Consider the following 18,765-nt stretch of genomic DNA (forward strand, 5'->3'; position numbering starts at 1 on the left):
TAGCCGTCTAATAATAGCAATATCATCGATATACGAGGTTGAATTGTCTTCTTTTCATCAAGCAGTTTGTGAACTTATTGAACGTGTGAAGTGCGCCAAAGAAGGTGAAGTACGTCTAGTTCAAGTTCTTGAGGAAAACCCGAACATTGCTTTTATCGACTGGTTGGAAGCGCAACCAGTTTTTCCCAAATTTTATTGGCAATCGAGAGATACTCGTGAAGAAGTGGTTGCACTGGGGCAGTTGTACACATTTTCGGATCCAGCCCCAGCCTACGCGATATTAGGTGAGGATCAACGAATTTGGGGTGGGCGTTCTTTTGATGGTAACACTGAAAAAAATCGTCGATGTATGCCGTCCTTTTTCTTTCTACCGCAAATAGAACTGATTCGTTTTGATGACACCTGGGCGCTTGCCGTCAATATCACATCAGATAACAAGAGAACGCTAACGTCGCTACGCAAACTTCAGTACGATGTGGCGCCATTGCCGTCATTATCCTCACACATTAATCATATTGATCATACGCCAACGGAGCATGAGTGGCAGCACTTGGTGGATAAAGTGCTTGATGGTATTGAGTCCGGTGACTTTAAAAAGGTGGTATTGGCAAGAAAGACGGTGCTTCAACTAGATAAGCCTGTCAGCGCCGCTCAATTGCTCAAAGCCAGCTATAACCAGAATCACCATAGCTTTCATTTTTTGATGTCTCTTGACCAGAAGCATAGCTTCATGGGGTCAACACCGGAACGTTTATATTCTCGATTTGACCAAGAGCTGCATACGGAAGCATTGGCCGGTACGATTGGCCGAGGAGTCAACGCCACACAAGATATGCAATTGGCGAATTGGTTGTCGCAAGATGAAAAGAATTTAAATGAAAATCAATATGTTGTTGATGATATTGTTGAACGATTAACCCCTCATTCGGAAGAGATTCATGTGGAGCGAGATGCGCGCTTGATTCGATTACGAAAAGTGCAGCATTTAAAGCGCAGCATTCGGGCTCATTTGCACAAGGGAACCAACGGTGTTCAGTTGCTGAGTGCCCTGCAACCAACAGCGGCCGTTGCTGGGCTTCCTCGACAGGAGTCGATGGCGTTTATTCGCAATAATGAACCCTTTGCTCGAGGATGGTACGCCGGCTCAGTGGGTTACGTGAGCCATAAAAAAGCTGAGTTTTGCGTCGCGATACGCAGTGCGCTGGTGGTGAATGAGCAAGTTCAATTATTCGCTGGTGCGGGTATTGTTCCAGGCTCTGTCGCTAGCCATGAATGGCAAGAGCTAGACAAAAAAATGTCCACATTACTTTCGTTATTTTCCGATGTCCCGCCATTGGTTGAGGCCGCATCATGATCAACAACCAAGCGGTGATGAACCGTATTTGGTGCCGGGTCATACTCGAAGAATTGACGCGATTTGGTGTGACTGAGGTATGCATTGCCCCAGGGTCTCGTTCTACCCCTTTAACTCTCGAATCTGATGCCAATCAGCAGCTCAATATTCACACGCACTTTGATGAGCGTGGGCTCGGATTCTTGGCGTTGGGCCTAGCGAAGGCAAGCCGTTCTCCCGTTGCCATTATCGTGACATCGGGTACAGCCGTGGCTAACCTACTGCCAGCTATCGCCGAAGCCAAATTGACAGGGGAAAAGTTGGTTGTCTTAAGTGCCGATAGGCCTCAGCAATTGGTGGGTTGCGGTGCTAATCAAGCTATCGAGCAACGCGGTATCTTTGCACCGCATACGCGCGCGGAGCTTAATCTACCCAGCCCATCTGAGCACATCGGTCTACCTTGGCTTCTTTCTAGCCTCGATGAGGTCATGTACCAGCAAGCGCAACAGGGTTCTGCGGTTCATATTAATTGCCCATTTCCAGAGCCGTTGTACGGAGAGGTCGATGATACACTGTTTAAAGGTTACCAGGATACGGTATCTGGATGGCGTCAAAGCAAAGAACCTTACTGCATACAGCATGACAGAATACCGCATGGCAATCAGTATCAGGATCAGTATCCACATTGGGTTTCGACGGATCTCTTTTCAAAAAAAGGCTTGGTAATCATTGGTCGTGTTGAACGCGATCAGGCTGCCGCGGCCATTGAATTTGCGCACCGACTAGGTTGGCCGGTTTTATGTGACCCACAATCTGGTGTGAGTAGCGATTGGGCGCACTATGATGTGTGGTTACAGTTATCAAGCGCTTCTCACCCAGAAAAAAATGTATTAAATCAATGCATGGCTGTCATTCAGTGCGGCTCTCGAATTATCTCTAAGCGCTTAAATCAGTGGCTAGATCAGCACGTCTCCTCCTCATCTTGTGACTACATTTATGTAGACCCAAGTGCCGATCGAAATAATCAGTCACATCTACCACAAACCCATTATCGCTCTGAGGTCGCTGACTGGTGCCAATGGCAACTCAATCAGTTATCTCAGTTGCCATTGTCTGAAAAAAGCGAAACGGCGGGTTGGGCCGATGCGTTACAAGTGCTTTCCCGTGTGGTCGCGACAAAAGCAAACGCGTTTTTAGAAGATGGCGATCGTTTGACTGAAGTTGGTTTGAGTTATGCCATTCCTGGATTACTAAAAGACGTACCTAAAGAGACGATGTTGTTCTTCGGAAACAGTCTTTTTGTGCGCTTGGTTGATATGTTTTCATCGATTGACTCGTTTCGTGTGCATACCAATCGAGGCGCGTCAGGGATTGATGGTTTAGTCGCGACCTCCGTTGGTGTTCAACGAGCCTCATCAACACCCATGCTGGTTTTTATCGGCGACACTTCATTGCTGTATGATCTGAACTCTTTGGCGTTATTAAGCCATCAAAAGAGCCCGGTTGTGATCGTTGTGACCAACAATGATGGCGGGGCGATTTTTGATTTATTACCAGTGCCTAAGCAGCAGAAAGAAGCCTTATATCAAATGCCTCATGGCTACCAGTTTGAGTACGCAGCAAAGCAGTTTGGTTTGGCCTACGATAGGCCAAATACGCTATCTCAATGTTTGCTCAGTATCTCAACACACCTCAATCAGGGCTGTGGTGCCTTGGTTGTCGAGGTTATAACGCCTTCAAATCAAGCCTCTGAACAACTCGTCGAATTTTCTCGTTTACTTCATGATGCCTAGATTATGGTTCTGGGTTAGTGGAGCTAGGCCTATGGAGCTGAGATTGTGGAAAATAAAGTGAACGGCATGCTTCATAGTGAACATCATTATGTGGGTAATACAGCCAAACCGGCATTAGTTTTTCTTCATGGCTTACTAGGAAGTGGCGATGATTGGCAATCGAGTATCGAACAGCTAACGGACTACTCATGCCTGACAATTGACCTCCCTGGCCATGGTCAAAGTGCACATATTACGTGTACAGGCTTTGACGATTGCTGCGACATGATTTCCAATACTGTTTCAGCATTACTCGCGCCCAGCCAGCCAGTGGTTATTATTGGCTACTCTATGGGGGGAAGAATTGCGATGCACGGTGTGGCGAATGGTTTGTTTTCGATGCTTAACGTGCACGGGCTCATCGTAGAAGGGAGCCACTTGGGATTAGAGAGCACAGAACAAAAGCTTGCAAGAGCTGTCAATGATCGAGGCTGGGCAAATCGCTTCAATAATGAGCCAATTGAACAGGTGTTAATCGACTGGTATCAGCAAGGTGTTTTTTCTTCACTAAACAATGAGCAGAAACAAATCTTCCAGTTAAAGCGCAATGCTAATCTTGGCCCTGCAATTGCGCAGATGTTACTTGCAACTTCATTAGCCGAGCAAGAATACTTGTTAACCGCACTTAAAAAACAGCCGATACGCATGCATTACCTTTGCGGTGAGAATGACTATAAATTTAGTCAGATAGCGCGAGAGAGCGGGTTGGCATTTAACCTTGTTTCAGGCGTTGGGCATAATGTGCATCAAGAAAGCCCACATGCATTTGCGCAAGAGATAAAGAACTTTGCGCATGCGATAAAGAACTTTACGAAATAGCAATTGATGACAAAACAGTCATTGATCACGAAACAGTAATTGATGCTCGATTAGCAGAGCACGAATCGGACAAATGGATAATTAAAATGGCAAAGACAGTAGGCATTACCGAAGAAGAGCTTTACGCACCCGTTGAATGGCAAGACTGCACCAACGAGTATGAAGATATTCATTATCATAAATCCGCTGATGGCATTGCGAAAATTACTATCGCGCGTCCTCAGGTTCATAATGCGTTTCGTCCACAGACCGTAAAAGAGATGATCGATGCATTGGCCAACGCTCGCTATGATGAACAAGTGGGCGTTATTATCCTCACGGGTTTAGGTGAGAAAGCCTTCTGTTCTGGTGGCGATCAGAAGATTCGTGGTGACTACGGTGGTTACCGAGATGATAGCGGTACACATCACCTCAATGTGCTTGATTTTCAACGTCAAATTCGCACCTGTCCAAAACCTGTCATAGCTGCAGTCGCTGGCTGGGCTGTGGGTGGTGGCCATGTTTTGCACATGATGTGTGATTTAACCATTGCGGCTGAAAATGCCCAATTTGGTCAAACTGGCCCTAAAGTCGGATCGTTTGATGGTGGTTGGGGTGCGTCTTACATGGCGAGAATTGTCGGCCAAAAGAAAGCGCGTGAAATCTGGTTTTTATGCCGATTCTACGATGCCCAGGAAGCGCTTGATATGGGATTAGTGAATACGGTGGTTCCTGTTGATGATCTTGAAAAAGAAGCGATTCGTTGGTCTCGTGAGACACTTCAGCACAGCCCAATGGCCCTTCGTTGTTTAAAAGCGGCCCTCAATGCGGATTGTGATGGTCAAGCAGGCCTTCAAGAACTGGCAGGTAACGCAACGATGATGTTCTACATGACAGAAGAAGGCCAAGAAGGTCGAAATGCGTTTAATGAAAAACGTCGTCCAGATTTTGATAAGTTCCCTCGAAACCCTTAATAAATGAGAGTAAGCCAGTACAGCATTGGTCAGCAAAGGTGTGTTTATGTGAATAAAACCACCTTTGCGCACTTTGCCGACTATGCTTGTTTTGCATCAGTACGTTTTGCATCAGTACGTTTTGCATCGGTACGTTAAGCAAAATAATCTCAAAAGAACTCAGTAAAAAAACACTCTTAGACAGCAGCTATCTACGATTAAGAGTGAACTTATGGCCTGATTTGATGGTCTATGCATTACTTGCGGTCGCGCATTATCACAGCGGAATCTTATATGAAATCAGCTAAGCTTTATCGTTATCAGTTACCTATGGATAGCGGTGTAGTTCTAAGAAATCATAAGCTCAAAGAGCGTGTTGGGTTTATCGTGGAACTGACGGAAAATGGTCGGGTCGGTCGAGGTGAAATTTCTCCTTTAATTGGCTTTAGTGTCGAAACCACTGAAGAAGCAGGGCTGCAAGCTCAGAAACAGCTTGAGTTGTGGGTAGCTGGGCAGAATGCTGATTATGATGAACTCTATCCTTCTGTCGCCTTTGGTTTATCAATGGCCGAATTAGAGCTGGCTGGTGAGTTACCGAAAGAGGGTAATTATCGCTCTGCTCCTTTGTGCAGTGGTGATCCTGATGAAGTATTACCGGTACTTAGCGCGATGGAAGGCAATAAAGTAGCCAAAGTCAAAGTGGGGCTGTATGAACCTATTCGTGATGGCATGATCGTCAGCTTATTGCTTGAATCGATCCCAGACCTAACGCTTCGACTCGATGCCAACCGTTCATGGACACTGGAACAAGCTCAGAAATTTGCCAAGCACGTCGCCCCTTCTTTGCGTCAACGCGTTCATTATTTAGAAGAGCCTTGCATGCACCCTGGAGACAGTTTTTCTTTAGCGATAGATACTGGCATAGCGATCGCATGGGATGAAACCCTTCAACACGCAGTGAAAAAACATGACTTTTGTTTGGAGGATTTGACCGGAGCAAAAGCGATCGTCATTAAACCGATGCTGATTGGTTCGGTTTCACGTTGCATTAATCTTATTGAAAAGGCTAAGGTATTAGGTATTCAAGCTGTGATCAGCTCAAGTATTGAATCTAGTCTTGGGCTGGATCAGCTTGCTCGTTTCTCTTTATGGCAATTGCCAGATGAAGTTCCAGGTCTTGATACCTTAAATTTATTTCAGTGCCAGTTAGAGACGGCTTGGCCCGGTTCTACATTGCCTGTGCATCGATTAAGTGATCAACCCGTTATGTGGCAATCCTAGTGTCAACGACTTCGTTAAGCATTCAAAGGTGGGCTCATGAGAGCCCATTTTCTTGTGCTCTCATTACACCTAAGCAAAGTTATAACTGGCTTCAATTGCATCAATCTGTGGTGGATTGTGCGTCTCAGCTTATTGCTCAAGGGGTCAGGCAGCATGATGTTGTCACCATTATTGGGAAAAACCAGCAAGACATGGTGTTAATGTATTTGGCGTGCTGTCATATTGGCGCCATCGGTGCGCTGACCATGCCACAACCTTTGGCATTACTTCAGCAAAAATTTGAACGTTTGTATAAGCGAGACGCAAAGCCGCTTGTTTGGCTAACAGACACGGTTTGGCAGAGCTTTACCGATGAAGATCAACAAACTCTGCGTACCCGCTGCACCCGATTCGTTATCAATGAAAATCGATCGGATAACGGCATCAGTGTTGATGGAGGCAACTCAGTCAATACTATAAACATCGCATCATCCAATATAGCCTCGATCATTTTCACGTCAGGCTCTACCGGTGCCCCAAAAGCGGTCGCCCATAGCTTTGCTCAACATTTCGCTTCAGCCAGTGGGCTATTGCAAGAATTTGATTACGGCTTTGGCGATACCTGGCTTTTGAGCTTACCGCTGTATCACGTGTCTGGGTTGGCGATCTTGTATCGATGGCTCTCTGCGGGTGGTTGCTTAAAAGTAGGGCAAGGGAATCTCAATCTCGACATTAAAGATGTCACCCATGCATCGTTAGTGTCGACACAATTGAGCCGATTGTTCGAAGTGAAACTCCCATTGACGTTAACGCGCGTGTTACTGGGTGGTAGCCATATTCCAGAAAGCCTGACTGCGCAGTGCGCTAAATTACACATTGATGCGTGGCTTGGTTATGGCATGACGGAAGCGGCGTCAACGGTCACAGCAAAGCGGGTGAATACTAGTTCGACGGCAGGTCGCGTCATACCAAACAGAAAGCTAAAAATTGAAAATCAACGGATCTTCGTTGGTGGTGATACGTTAGCGGCAGGGTATTTTCTTCAAGGAAATATCACGCCGATCATCGATAACGACGGTTGGTTTGATACCAAAGATCTGGGCTGCTGGGAAAATAATGAATTACGGGTTATTGGCCGCGTTGATAACCAATTCATCTCGGGTGGCGAAAATATTCATTGTGAACAAATAGAAGCGGAGCTAAATCGTCATCCAGTGGTAAACCAAGCTTTTGTTGTGCCCGTCACTGATAAAGAGTTTGGCCATAGACCAGTGGCAATGATTGATGCTGACATCTTACCGTCCAAAATAGAGATGGATGTCTTTTTAAAAGAAAGGTTAGAAAAATTTAAGTGGCCAGTTGCTTATTATTTGATACCGCCTGAATTGTTCGCGTCAGGCATTAAAGTGTCCCGTAAGGAATTAAAGCGATGGTTAGACATTCAACTTAGTTAATTTTGGTATTACCTAGTCCAAAACATCATTTCTTCTCTATATAGCGATAATTCATAATAGAACGTATGAATGGATTGAAAGTGCATATAGGTTGAAGGATGAGAGCAGTATTATTGAGCGCCGTGGTGATATTGGTTGTGGTAGCGATAAACTCACAAGGGTTAGTCCGATCATTGGCGGAATTGTCGGCCTTTCTTTGCGTGGTTGGTCTTGTTATTAATGTAAAGCGTAAGAAAAGCGCCAAAGTGACATTATCTAAAGTGAAAATAGAAGCAGAAGAGCTTTGAATCTTACTGCCGTCCAACTGATGTTGCTGCCTCATGATGTTAAAGCACGATTTTAACAACCGTCTCTTAAAAGCATGATGTGAAACCACCGTTTAAAGCCCTTCACCCTTTACGTTAGCATTAACCATGCAAGTGACGTTGTGGATATTAATACCCACAATGCAATCCCATAGAGCAGAGGCTTTGGCCCAGCAGCTTTGAGCTTCTCCACTGAAATACCGCACCCGATCAAGAAAAGACACAACACCAAAGTTTGCTTTGCTAAAGCAAATATCCCCTGATAGATATCTTCAAACTGTGGCAATAAATCACTGACAAAAATTGCCACGCAGTAGAACACAATGAAATAAGGGATGGTGATTTTTTTAGATTCATTGCTAAAAATCAACGCACTTACCAACGCCACAGGCACGATCCAAAGAGCTCTCGCCAGTTTTAGAGTGGTTGCAGTCGTCAGCGCCTCTTCTCCGTAGGCAGAAGCGGCCCCGACAACCGATGAAGTGTCATGAATAGCAATAGCAGCCCAGGTACCGAAAGTGTGCTGTTCTAAGCCTAGCGCGTGGCCGATGACAGGGAAGATAAATAACGCGATCGAATTAAGAACGAAAATTGTCGCCAGTGCTAACCCCGTCTTTTCATCATCCGCCTTAATGGCGGGCGAAACCGCTGCTATGGCACTTCCGCCACAAATAGCGGTTCCAGCCGCAATCAAATACCCCGTGACTTTATCTAACCGGATCATTTTCGCGATAAACCACCCAATGACAAGCGTCCCGATGATGGTCGTCATGATAATACCAATACCATGACGAGTTACCGCTAGCGCTTCTTCAAATTGGATCCCAAACCCTAAGCCTACAATTGAAATGGCCAATAGTTTTTTGGTCATTTTCCCAATCGATAAATGGCCAGGAATAAGCCCAAAGCTGGCGAGGAAAAATCCGATAATCAAAGCTGTCGGAGAAGACACATAAGGCGTTAAACAAAAGGCGCCTGCAAGCCAAAATGGGAATTGGTGTTTTATTTGATTCATATTAATCGGTCATTTGAAAACAGAGTGTGTAGTGTATAAGAAAAATAAGATCAATGAGTCTTAATGATTTGAACAAGCGTTAAGTTAAATTGAACGCTGGTATAAAAGCAGGCACAAAAGCGGGTAGAAAAGGCGGGCTTCTGTTCTACCCGCGTTTTGGTTTGATTATTACTTAAACTCCCCACGGAGTTGCGAAACCTTATCTCGCATCAGTTGGGTTGTCGCGGTACTCGATGCTACAGGCTCCCCGATTTCAATTTCTATTCTAGACCAGCATCGGCGAGGGAATCCTTTGCAAGCGCGCCCTTTAAATCGGCTAAAATAGCTGCCCCATAAGCCTTTGAGCGCCACTGGAATAACCGGAACGGGGCTTCGCTTTAATATGATGTCCATGCCACGCATAAACTCTCCTACCTCGCCGTCTGATGTTAAACGACCTTCAGGAAATATACACACGATATGACCGTCACTTAATGATTTTTCGACATCTTGAAACGCTCGTCTCAGAGAGCTTTTACGGTTGGCTGAAATTGGAATCACGCCGGCTCGTTTCAAAAAACCTTTGATGGGACGAAAGTTTGCGTAGTCCTCTTCCATAACAAAATGAATAAGGCGAGGGCATACCGCACTCAACAGAAGCGCATCCATATAGCTGACATGGTTACACACGATGAGTGCACCGCCTTGTTTTGGAAGATGGTGAGTGTTGGTGTGTTTCACACGATACATAGTGTGGGTTAAGATCCAAACCAAAAACCTAACGACAAAAACGGGGACTTGAATACACAGGTAAATCGCAACTAAAAGGTTTAACACCGCGAGTAAGCCAAATAGCTGAGGGATGCTAAATTCAAGAACACTCAGGAATACAATGCCCAATACCGCACTGCCAACCATTAATAGGGAATTGTAAATATTCAGGGCGGCGATGACTTGTGCTCTTTGCTTAGGTTTGGCTCGTAATTGCAATAAAGCGTACAAAGGGACAATAAACACGCCCCCTGATGCTCCGAGTAGAAGCAGGTAAGCAAACACCGGCCATAGTGGCTTGTAGGCAATGAACTCAATAAAGCTCGTAAATTCAGGTAACACGTCAGGAATAGCCGCCACCATTAAATAACCAAACAGGCTAATACCAAGGCTGCCCAGTGGGACAATACCGACTTCAATTCGATGATTGGACAGCTTGTCACAAGCTAACGATCCTAAGGCGATGCCAACTGAAAAAAGCGCCAAAAGTAAGGAGACCGCACTTTCTTGACCATTGAGATGCAACTTAGTGAAATTAGGAAATTGAGTGAGGTAGGTGGCACCCAAAAACCAGAACCAACTGATCGCCATGATGGCTTGAAAAATGACGCGATCAGATTGGGCAATAGCCAACGTTGTTCTTGTCTGTTTGATGGGTTGCCATTTAAATTCCAGCTCAGGTGCACTAGCCGGTGCTTCTGGAATTTTTCGGCTTGAGAGGTAGCCTATGATCGCTGAGGCAATGACACAAAATGCAGCAATGTATTTCGCATAGTCTGTTGATGCAATCACACCCGCGGCGAGTGTGCCCAATAAAATAGCGAGAAACGTTCCTGTTTCAACTAAAGCGTTACCAGACACAAGCTCATCGGATTTTAAATGCTGTGGTAGCAATGCGTATTTTACCGGGCCAAAAAATGCCGATTGCGTTCCCATCAAGAACAAAAGGACCAATAGAATAAAGTAGCTCTCGGTGATAAATCCAACGGCGCCTAAGCACATGATCCCAATTTCAAATAGCTTCGTAATGCGAATGAGTTGTGATTTCTCGTACTTATCCGCTAATACGCCTGCCGTCGAGGAAAAGAGAAAAAAGGGAAGAATAAATAGCCCAGCCGCTAAGTTAATAAATAAGTGACTTGAAAACGGTAGGCTGCCTACTGCTGCAAAAGCAACAAGCAGTAATAGGGTGTTTTTGAATACATTGTCGTTAAAAGCGCCAAAAAACTGAGTAACAAAATAAGGTAAAAATCGCTTTTTAGTTAGTAACGAAGATTGAGGATGCTCTGGCATTGCAGGTCCTTATTGTTACCAATTCGATAGGTAGTTAGACAGTAAATTTTCGATCAGTTCTTTGCCGTCTATAGGAGCAGAAGCAAAGAACTTATCATCCACACTTAAAAGTGTAATACCATGTACCCCAGACCACAATACTCGGCTCGCCTGCAGGATCTCGCTCTCAGTTCTTTGAGGGGCCACAATACCCAGTAAGCTTTCAAGCATGCCTGTCATATTATCGATACGTTCCGATTGCCATTGAGGTAATGTTTCGCCATTCATGTTATGAGCAAAAATGAGTTGCCAGCGATAGGGATTCTGTTGGGCAAAATCATGATAACAATAAGCCAATTCATAAAGAGCAGTTCGTGGATCGCGGCTTTTTTCTACCACTGTTCGTGCTTCAGAGCTTAATTCGTCTAAAGTTTGTGCCACGACATGAAGCAGTAGTAAATTATAATTACCAAAGACATTAACCAATGTACTAGGAACATAGCCAATCAAATTCGCTATCTTACGTAAGCTGAGATCGTGGTGGGGCTTGTCTGCTAAAAAGTCTTTAACAGTTTCAAGAGTCAGGGTGATAAGCTCTTCGCGGGTATGATCGTTTCTACGGGCCATGATACATTTACAATTATGAACAACGTTCAATATTTTAGGGAAGCAATAGGACAGCGTCAACTAAGTCTGTGTGTTTTTGCAATATTCTGATACATACAAATTGAGTTGATTGTTTTAATAGATTCACTAAATGGTTATGATTAACGTGCTTCTATAATTATTACATTAAGGAAAAGCATGAAAAAGATTTTTTCACTGATAGCACTCATCATGGTGTCAGTTGCTGTAGCTCCGCTTGCAGAGGCGAAAAGATTTGGTGGTGGTAAATCTTTCGGAAAGAGTTTTAAAACCGCACCAGCTCCAAAACAGCAGACAACGAATACCAGTAACGTCAGCCGAGATCAGGGCGCAGCTCAAAAAACCAGTCGTAAAAGTGGTTTGATGGGCGGTCTAATGGGGGGGCTTTTAGCGGGTGGCCTACTTGCGGCATTCTTTGGTGGTGCTTTTGAAGGTATCCAGTTCATGGACATCCTCATTATGGGGCTTATCGCATTTCTCGCTTTTCGTTTTCTGCGCGGCATGCTCGGAGCCAAACAAGGCAGTATGAATCAGGCTCGTCAACAGCCGGCGTACGGTGGAGCAGGCCAAAAGTTTGAACAGCCAAATGTTCATAATTTTGAACAACAGCCAAACACGGCGGCATCGCATACCGCAACGAATGCTGCAACGAATAGCTCAACAGGTGGCTTTGGTTTTGGCGCGCAAAATGATGTTCCATTTAACTTTCCACCGTCTTTTGACCAAGCGGGGTTTGTCAACGGTTCTCGTGAACACTACCGTATTTTGCAAGGCGCTTGGAACCACAACCAACTCGACACCATTGAAGAATATGTATCTCCGAGTTTGTTTGAAGATCTCAAAGCAGAGCGTGCTAAAGCGGAAGGTGATCAACATACCGATGTTATGTACGTTGATGCTGAAATCGTTCGCGCCGACTGTGACGCAACAAAAGCACAGTTGAGCCTGCAGTTTAGCGGCCGATACCGTGACACAGTAGAAGGCGTTGAAGAAGACATCGAAGATATTTGGCATTTAGAGCGTGATTTGACGCAACCTAATGCGCCTTGGTTAATCGTTGGTATTCAAGGTTAACACTCACCTTAAAGGTGGTTACTCAATTTAGTCATTTCAAAGCGCTCAGATCTCAAGTCTGAGCGCTTTTTTATTTGAGTTTCTAATCCAAAAGATCATAATCAGAAAGCACACAATAAGAAGGAATCAACAGTGGCTGAATTTAAATACAAAAACCTATCTCAACATAGCTTATAAGTCAGTATCATCAAAGTTTTTATCAATACGTAACATATCCATAAATCTATGCTAAAATTATAATTCTATTTATGGATTGTAATCGTTTAGTAGAATATTTACTCAAAGGTAGCTTTATGATTTTGAAAAAAAACAATTTAAATTTCGTTATTCTTTTCGTTATTTTTCAGTTTTTATGTTTATTATTGGCCACTATGCACTACATTTCTATAGATAAAAAAATTCAAAGCCTTATTGATGAACATGAACAAGCGAGAGCGACTATTACTTCTTTTATTTATAGCTTTAAAAACAAAAAGAAACTAATCAATCAACCGTTGAATTACTCAAAAGAAGAATATATTGCAAATTTAAAAGAAATAATTATTTTAGAAAACCAACAGAATAAATATGCATTAGATAAAATAATTTCCAATTCAGATCCATACGATGAAATGGATGAGGTAACAAAAAATAATCTTTCAAACCTTCTAAATCATATTTTTAGTTTAAACTCAAAGCAGAACGAGATTTTGATTAGTGTAGCAAAAGAATATCATTCTGCAAAATTAAAAAATGACAATCATAGTATTCGAGAAATAATTATTTTTATGTTTGACAACCAATTCACAACCAATCAATATGTGATATTATTAGATAGTATTGAGTTCTTAAATAAATTAAATTCTTGGTACGTAATGGAAACAGATCGATTACAAAGTCGATTTCACATAGTTACGACTATTATAATATTAATGATCTTGCTCATGGCAAGTAGTGTTTTATTTTTTGTAACTGTCATTAAAAAGCACTTTATACAGCCTATATTTAGAGCGTCTTCATACATTGAGAATGGAGAGTTAAACAAAGATAGAAGATTGTCAAACATAAGAACTAGAAGTAAAGACTGTGAAATTTTATTCAAAAAAATTGATAGTTTAAATATAAAAAATGGCAATCAACTAAAAAGGCAGGAATTATATATTTTAGAGGTGGAAAGTCTCAAAGTATTAGCTGAGAGAAATTATATAAAGAAAAGTACTTTCTTATCCCAGATGAGTCATGAAATACGAACCCCTCTAAATTCTATTATTGTTGGTTTACAGTTATTTGAGCAATCAGAATTTAAAGATAAAGAAGTCTTTTCTAATATAATGTTATCATCAGATATTTTAATAAATATAGTTAATGAAATACTTTACATAGGTAAACTTGAAGCAAATGAAATAAATTTAAATTTAAATGAAACTGATTTAAAAGACCTTGTATCTAGTATAAAAAGTATTATACAGCCTTTAGCCAAAAATAATAAAATTCATATTGAGATAATGTTATCAAACGAAATTCCCTTAAAAATTAAGATTGATAAACAAAAAATCAGTCAAATAGTTATTAATATTGTGAATAATGCTATAATACATGCGAATAGCAAAGTGGTTAGAATAAAGATTTCATATAATGAAACCGAATCAATGATCGAATTTAAAATAGTTGATGCAGGGATTGGTATAAGTAAAGAAAAAATAAATTTGCTTTTTTTGTCATATAAGCAATTAGATGAAAAATCATCTTTTTCGACAACCGGGTTAGGTTTGTCCATTTCAAAAAGTTTAGTAATAATGATGGATGGTAAGATTAAAGTTTGGTCTAAGGAACGAGTTGGAACATGTTTCGTTATTAAAATACCTAATCATTCAAAAAATAGTCATCCAAATTCATCTTCTGTACTAAATAGCATCGATTTTTCTAAGGGTGCATATGACTTCCGAACATATTCTTTTTTGATTAAGCAATTATCCGTTTTAAACTTGGACTCAAATAAGATTGTTTTAAAAAACAACCTAAATGAAAGTAACTTTAAAGTGTTGGATATTTTTTCAGTATGTGAGTTTTATGAAAATAACAGGTGCTTAAATGATAAAGTTATTGATACTACAGTTAGAGGTAAAAACATAAGCAATATCAAGATAGTAGTAGCGGAAGATTATAAGTTAAATATTAATATAATGAAAAAAGTCGCACAACAACATGAATTGAATTTTGATTTCGTACATAACGGTCAGGAGCTTATAGAGCTCCTGTCCGAAAATCTAGGCTATTACGATTTAATATTAATGGATATTCAAATGCCTATCATGGATGGTCTAGAAGCAACTAAATACATTCGTCAGGTCAAATTAAGTCATATACCAATAATTGGTCTTTCAGCTAATGTAGAAATAGAGTCACAAAAGGCCTGCTTTAGCGCCGGAATGAATGCTTTTATTCAAAAACCATTCGATATAATAGAATTAAAAAAACTAATAATTGAGCTCTGTTCATAAGTTATGGTCCTTTATACACAATTGAATCTTAATTTGATAAAATATACACATTATTATAATACATTTAATTGCAATTTATCACATTAGACTAATCTAGCCTGAGAATAACCGAGAGGAAAAATTATAAAAAATAGCGCTGTCTTTATATAGGTTTAAAAAGGTATAAAGGTTAAATGTTGAAATGAAAAATATAACCTTATTATATGTTGCATATTATTAATGCTGGTTTATTTTAGCGAACTGAAATTCTAACATTGCGAAAATTACATTCACATCACGTTAAGTATATCAAGATTTCTATCTTATAATGCACATAATAAAGTACAGGTTTTACAGGCTACAATTTATGTTTTCATTTATATTCCAAAATGAAATACTCAAATAAATAATAGAATCAGCTTTTTATTCATATATCGCCTCGGATGTATATTAATTTTCAGATAATAAGTAACCTTTTCCTCGAACTGTTTTAATATTAATGGAATCGTTAATTTTCTGATTTTCTATCTTATTTCTAAGCCGACAAATGATTAGATCAATGCTTCTTGACCATCCATCATGTGCATATCCCTTGATGATGAAAGAAAGTTGATCACGACCAACAAGCACATTTTTGTTTTTGGCTAAATAAAATAATAAATGTGCTTCTTTTTTTGTTAGGTCGATTTTCATGTCATTGTTGTATATGATACATTGAGAATTTATATTAATATCAAACTTACCTACTGAGACAATCCCTTCGCGACGAAAATTATCTAATAAATCAACTGGGACGTCAGGCATTGAATGTTTGATTAAAAGGCGTTTTACCCTGTTGTAGAGAACCTCTATACCTCTTTCTTTCATTAAGAAATCATCGACACCTAAATTAAGGGTTTTAAGCTCCATTTCAATCTGTTTGTTTGATGTATAGATGATAATCGGACAACTTGCTATGTTTTTCAAATCAGTTATAGCATCAACACTCAATCCAGAAGGTAACGATAAGTCAAGAACGATTGTGGCTATGTTATGCTCTAAAGCTTTATTGTAACCAGCACCAATATCAAACGCCTGATGGGTCACTATCCCTCTATTTTCAAAATACTTCTTTAACAGCCTTGATGTGAATAAGTCATCCTCTATTAATAATATTTCCGGAACTTTTACCATTATAACGCACTCTAATCAATTTAAGTTATGCTAAAATTACTATTTTCAAATAGCAAACGAGTTTATACACTATTAAATATAGTCGAGTTTATGCGAACCTGTGTATCAATGTTGTATCAATGTTGTATCAATGTTGATGCATTGGCAAACTGTCCGTTTTTGAAAATTGACTAGCAGCAGACTGATATGATTCTCTTAATTCATTGAGCCGGTGACAAAAATCACTTTCAACATACTTAACTCTCTTAAGCTCGTCTTCGAATGCTCTTAAACTATGGGCTAATTCAATAAACCCCATTAAGCCACTAGCACCAACAATTTTATGTAGCTCCTCAGCGGCAATGAGGTTTTTGTCATGTTTGGTACTCTTAAGAATACTTTCCACATAAACACAAATGCGAGTAAATTGATTTGAAAAATCTTGAATGAACTCAATTGCAGATTCTTTGTCGTCTGCACAGATGTTGCTTGTAAACTCTTGAAAATTAAACATTTTACTATTCCTTATTGTTATTTGTATTTCTACGATTGTATCGGAAGCTTAAAATACTGACACATTGTTTTTAGAAAAAATCATCTTACTATTCTAATTGCCCTACCTATTAGCTAATAGGATAATATTAGAACAAACAAAGCTAAAAACTCAATAAAAAGAAACTAAGTGTCACTTTTTAAGAGCTATACATTTGATCTAAATAAACGTTAGAAAAAGACTTTATTGGCATCGGCTTATGGAAATAAAAACCCTGCAGCATATCAACATTAAAGGATTTTATGCTGCTTATTAGTTGTTCATTTTCTATTCCTTCTGCAACAACCTTTATATTAGTGTTTTTTGTTATACAGTCTAATTGTTCTAAGAGCTTTTTAAACATGGGCTTTCTGTTAAAGTTGGTGATAATTTCGCGGTCAATTTTTACTTCGTCATAACCAAAGCTCAACAACTCTTCAAAGGTAGAATAACCAGTTCCAAAATCATCTAAAGATACTTTCATACCGTGATGCTTAATTAATTTAATTGCTGACGCTTTGCTTGGGCTTCGACAGTATTCATGCTCTGTAATTTCAACAGTTATTAGGTTCATTGAAAATACATTTTGACTAGTAAGTAATTGAATTAGATGTTCAATGAACCTGGTGTTTTCAATCAAGCAGTTATCAATATTAATAGATATTGGTATGTCATACATATTGCATAAAGCAAAGTCACTAATCGTTTTTTCTATTAACTGTAAGGTAAACATATAACCTAAATCATACTTCCTCATCAAGGGCATGAAATCGCAGGGACTTATACAGTTACCAGTTATCCGGTTCATTATTCTGCCTAAAACTTCAACACCTGTTATTTTTCTACTTCCAAATGAGACTTGAGGTTGAACATAAGGCTGAACAAATAAGTCTTCTGAACCTTTGGCTAACAATACATTACATAACCAGTTGCTATTCATAGAGTTTATCTTAAAGTCAATATTTTATGTTAACTATTATGCATTTAACTTACTGCGTTAGTGTATCGAAAATGTCTCATATGGTTTGTATTATAAGATTGAGTGATATCATAGAATATTTAAGAGATATGTAAATTGACGTAAAAATGGGAAGCTAACAAACGAACACAATTTCACTACGCAGGATGTTTGATGAACTTACATCCGATAATAAGATTTAAGGCAAGCGTCGTTTCAATCAAGACTGTGTCGGTATTTTGGTCGTATTGTCAATTTTCTAGGGTAATGCTTGTACAGCAATAATGTAAAAAAAATACATTAGCTGCATTCAATACTCTGTTAGGAAGCTATGCATCAATGGCATAGAGAAAGCGCGTTTTACCATCAGCATGTAAAAGTGGAAAAGTCTCTAAATTAACGACTCTAGTGACCCGGACATTGTTTTAGCGATATTTTGGTATCTAGGCAGAGGATGTACAACGATTAAATAAAGCATAATTGAAGTGTTTCAAATTTACTTTTTTGTAACAAAGCTTAAGAATAAAGAGAAAACTAATGACTAATTAACAAATAAAAAACAATTAAACATAAAGTGTTTAAGTGCAACAATCATCAAATAATTTAGATAAATAAGTTAACTCATCATTAGATAAGATACTGTGCTCCATATTAGTCTGTTCAATCACATGGCTATGCTTTAATTGATTTATTATGTTTGAAAAACCCATTTCAGAAATAGCAGTATCTAAAGAGACTAAAGTTTGCACGTCAAGATTATTGAGCTGACTATATATTTGTTTTAATAATAATTCTTTATTCATAATAACAAACTCCGTTCTTTTCACTAATCATACATATGTGCGATTATTTGTCTGTTTCAAAATGGTTTCATCTTGAGGGTTGGTTAAAAATTGGGTGGTAGATCAAAGAATAGCCATGAACTAATACTTAAAAGCATATTTATATATTATGTTTTTATGAAAATCATAGT

The 18,765-nt window shown here is 39.9% G+C and carries 16 protein-coding genes; 9 read left to right on the plus strand and 7 right to left on the minus strand.

What is annotated here, in order from left to right; all coding sequences use genetic code 11:
- Positions 1-43: 43 nt before the first annotated feature.
- The 7 genes from QF117_RS11195 (at position 44) to QF117_RS11225 (ending at position 7,917) form a co-directional block, all read left to right on the plus strand.
- Entirely contained in the window at positions 44-1,354 is a 1,311-nt protein-coding gene (locus QF117_RS11195) for an isochorismate synthase MenF (protein ID WP_282388993.1), read from the plus strand.
- Positions 1,351-3,126 (plus strand): 2-succinyl-5-enolpyruvyl-6-hydroxy-3-cyclohexene-1-carboxylic-acid synthase, encoded by a 1,776-nt coding sequence (menD, locus tag QF117_RS11200; protein ID WP_282388994.1) that lies wholly within the window; start codon positions 1,351-1,353, stop codon positions 3,124-3,126. Before QF117_RS11195 ends, menD begins: the two co-directional genes overlap by 4 nt.
- 45 nt (positions 3,127-3,171) lie before the next feature.
- Positions 3,172-3,984 (plus strand): 2-succinyl-6-hydroxy-2,4-cyclohexadiene-1-carboxylate synthase, encoded by an 813-nt coding sequence (gene menH, locus QF117_RS11205; protein WP_282388995.1) that lies wholly within the window; start codon positions 3,172-3,174, stop codon positions 3,982-3,984.
- A gap of 86 nt (positions 3,985-4,070) precedes the next feature.
- On the plus strand, positions 4,071-4,937 hold the full coding sequence (gene menB, locus QF117_RS11210; RefSeq protein WP_282388996.1) for a 1,4-dihydroxy-2-naphthoyl-CoA synthase: 867 nt from the start codon (positions 4,071-4,073) through the stop codon (positions 4,935-4,937).
- A gap of 273 nt (positions 4,938-5,210) precedes the next feature.
- A complete protein-coding gene (menC, locus tag QF117_RS11215; RefSeq protein ID WP_282388997.1) occupies positions 5,211-6,197 on the plus strand; it encodes an o-succinylbenzoate synthase in 987 nt (328 codons plus the stop codon).
- Positions 6,197-7,630: an o-succinylbenzoate--CoA ligase gene (gene menE / locus QF117_RS11220; RefSeq protein ID WP_282388998.1), complete on the plus strand. Its 1,434-nt coding sequence runs from the start codon at positions 6,197-6,199 to the stop codon at positions 7,628-7,630. The genes menC and menE overlap by 1 nt, the downstream gene beginning before the upstream one ends.
- A gap of 98 nt (positions 7,631-7,728) precedes the next feature.
- Complete coding sequence (locus tag QF117_RS11225; protein ID WP_282388999.1) at positions 7,729-7,917, plus strand: hypothetical protein; 189 nt, start codon at positions 7,729-7,731, stop codon at positions 7,915-7,917.
- Between the two features lie 109 nt (positions 7,918-8,026).
- Here QF117_RS11225 and QF117_RS11230 read toward each other — a convergent pair whose 3' ends face one another.
- From QF117_RS11230 to QF117_RS11240, 3 genes are all read right to left on the minus strand, one after another.
- The gene (locus QF117_RS11230; protein ID WP_282389000.1) at positions 8,027-8,950 is read right to left on the minus strand and encodes a putative sulfate exporter family transporter; all 924 of its coding nucleotides are present in this window, start codon (positions 8,948-8,950) and stop codon (positions 8,027-8,029) included.
- A 168-nt stretch (positions 8,951-9,118) separates the two neighbouring features.
- Positions 9,119-10,993 carry an MFS transporter gene (locus QF117_RS11235; protein WP_282389001.1) on the minus strand — a complete coding sequence of 625 codons (1,875 nt, stop codon included), beginning with the start codon at positions 10,991-10,993 and terminating at the stop codon, positions 9,119-9,121.
- Positions 10,994-11,008: 15 nt separating this feature from the next.
- Positions 11,009-11,599, minus strand: a complete 591-nt coding sequence (locus QF117_RS11240) for a TetR-like C-terminal domain-containing protein (RefSeq protein WP_282389002.1) — start codon at positions 11,597-11,599, stop codon at positions 11,009-11,011.
- 177 nt (positions 11,600-11,776) lie between these two features.
- Here QF117_RS11240 and QF117_RS11245 point away from each other — a divergent pair, with 177 nt between their 5' ends.
- Positions 11,777-12,691 carry a TIM44-like domain-containing protein gene (locus QF117_RS11245; protein ID WP_282389003.1) on the plus strand — a complete coding sequence of 305 codons (915 nt, stop codon included), beginning with the start codon at positions 11,777-11,779 and terminating at the stop codon, positions 12,689-12,691.
- A gap of 293 nt (positions 12,692-12,984) precedes the next feature.
- Positions 12,985-15,171 carry a response regulator gene (locus QF117_RS11250; RefSeq protein WP_282389004.1) on the plus strand — a complete coding sequence of 729 codons (2,187 nt, stop codon included), beginning with the start codon at positions 12,985-12,987 and terminating at the stop codon, positions 15,169-15,171.
- 429 nt (positions 15,172-15,600) lie between these two features.
- Here QF117_RS11250 and QF117_RS11255 read toward each other — a convergent pair whose 3' ends face one another.
- The 4 genes from QF117_RS11255 to QF117_RS11270 all read right to left on the minus strand — a co-directional run bounded on the left by QF117_RS11255 (position 15,601) and on the right by QF117_RS11270 (position 18,595).
- Complete coding sequence (locus tag QF117_RS11255) at positions 15,601-16,323, minus strand: response regulator transcription factor (RefSeq protein ID WP_282389005.1); 723 nt, start codon at positions 16,321-16,323, stop codon at positions 15,601-15,603.
- Positions 16,324-16,450: 127 nt separating this feature from the next.
- Positions 16,451-16,816 (minus strand): hypothetical protein, encoded by a 366-nt coding sequence (locus QF117_RS11260; RefSeq protein WP_282389006.1) that lies wholly within the window; start codon positions 16,814-16,816, stop codon positions 16,451-16,453.
- Positions 16,817-16,994: 178 nt separating this feature from the next.
- Positions 16,995-17,774, minus strand: a complete 780-nt coding sequence (locus tag QF117_RS11265; RefSeq protein ID WP_282389007.1) for an EAL domain-containing protein — start codon at positions 17,772-17,774, stop codon at positions 16,995-16,997.
- A gap of 596 nt (positions 17,775-18,370) precedes the next feature.
- A complete protein-coding gene (locus QF117_RS11270) occupies positions 18,371-18,595 on the minus strand; it encodes a hypothetical protein (protein ID WP_282389008.1) in 225 nt (74 codons plus the stop codon).
- Between the last annotated feature and the right edge of the window lie 170 nt (positions 18,596-18,765).

The organism is Vibrio sp. YMD68, assembly GCF_029958905.1.
Classification (GTDB): domain Bacteria; phylum Pseudomonadota; class Gammaproteobacteria; order Enterobacterales; family Vibrionaceae; genus Vibrio.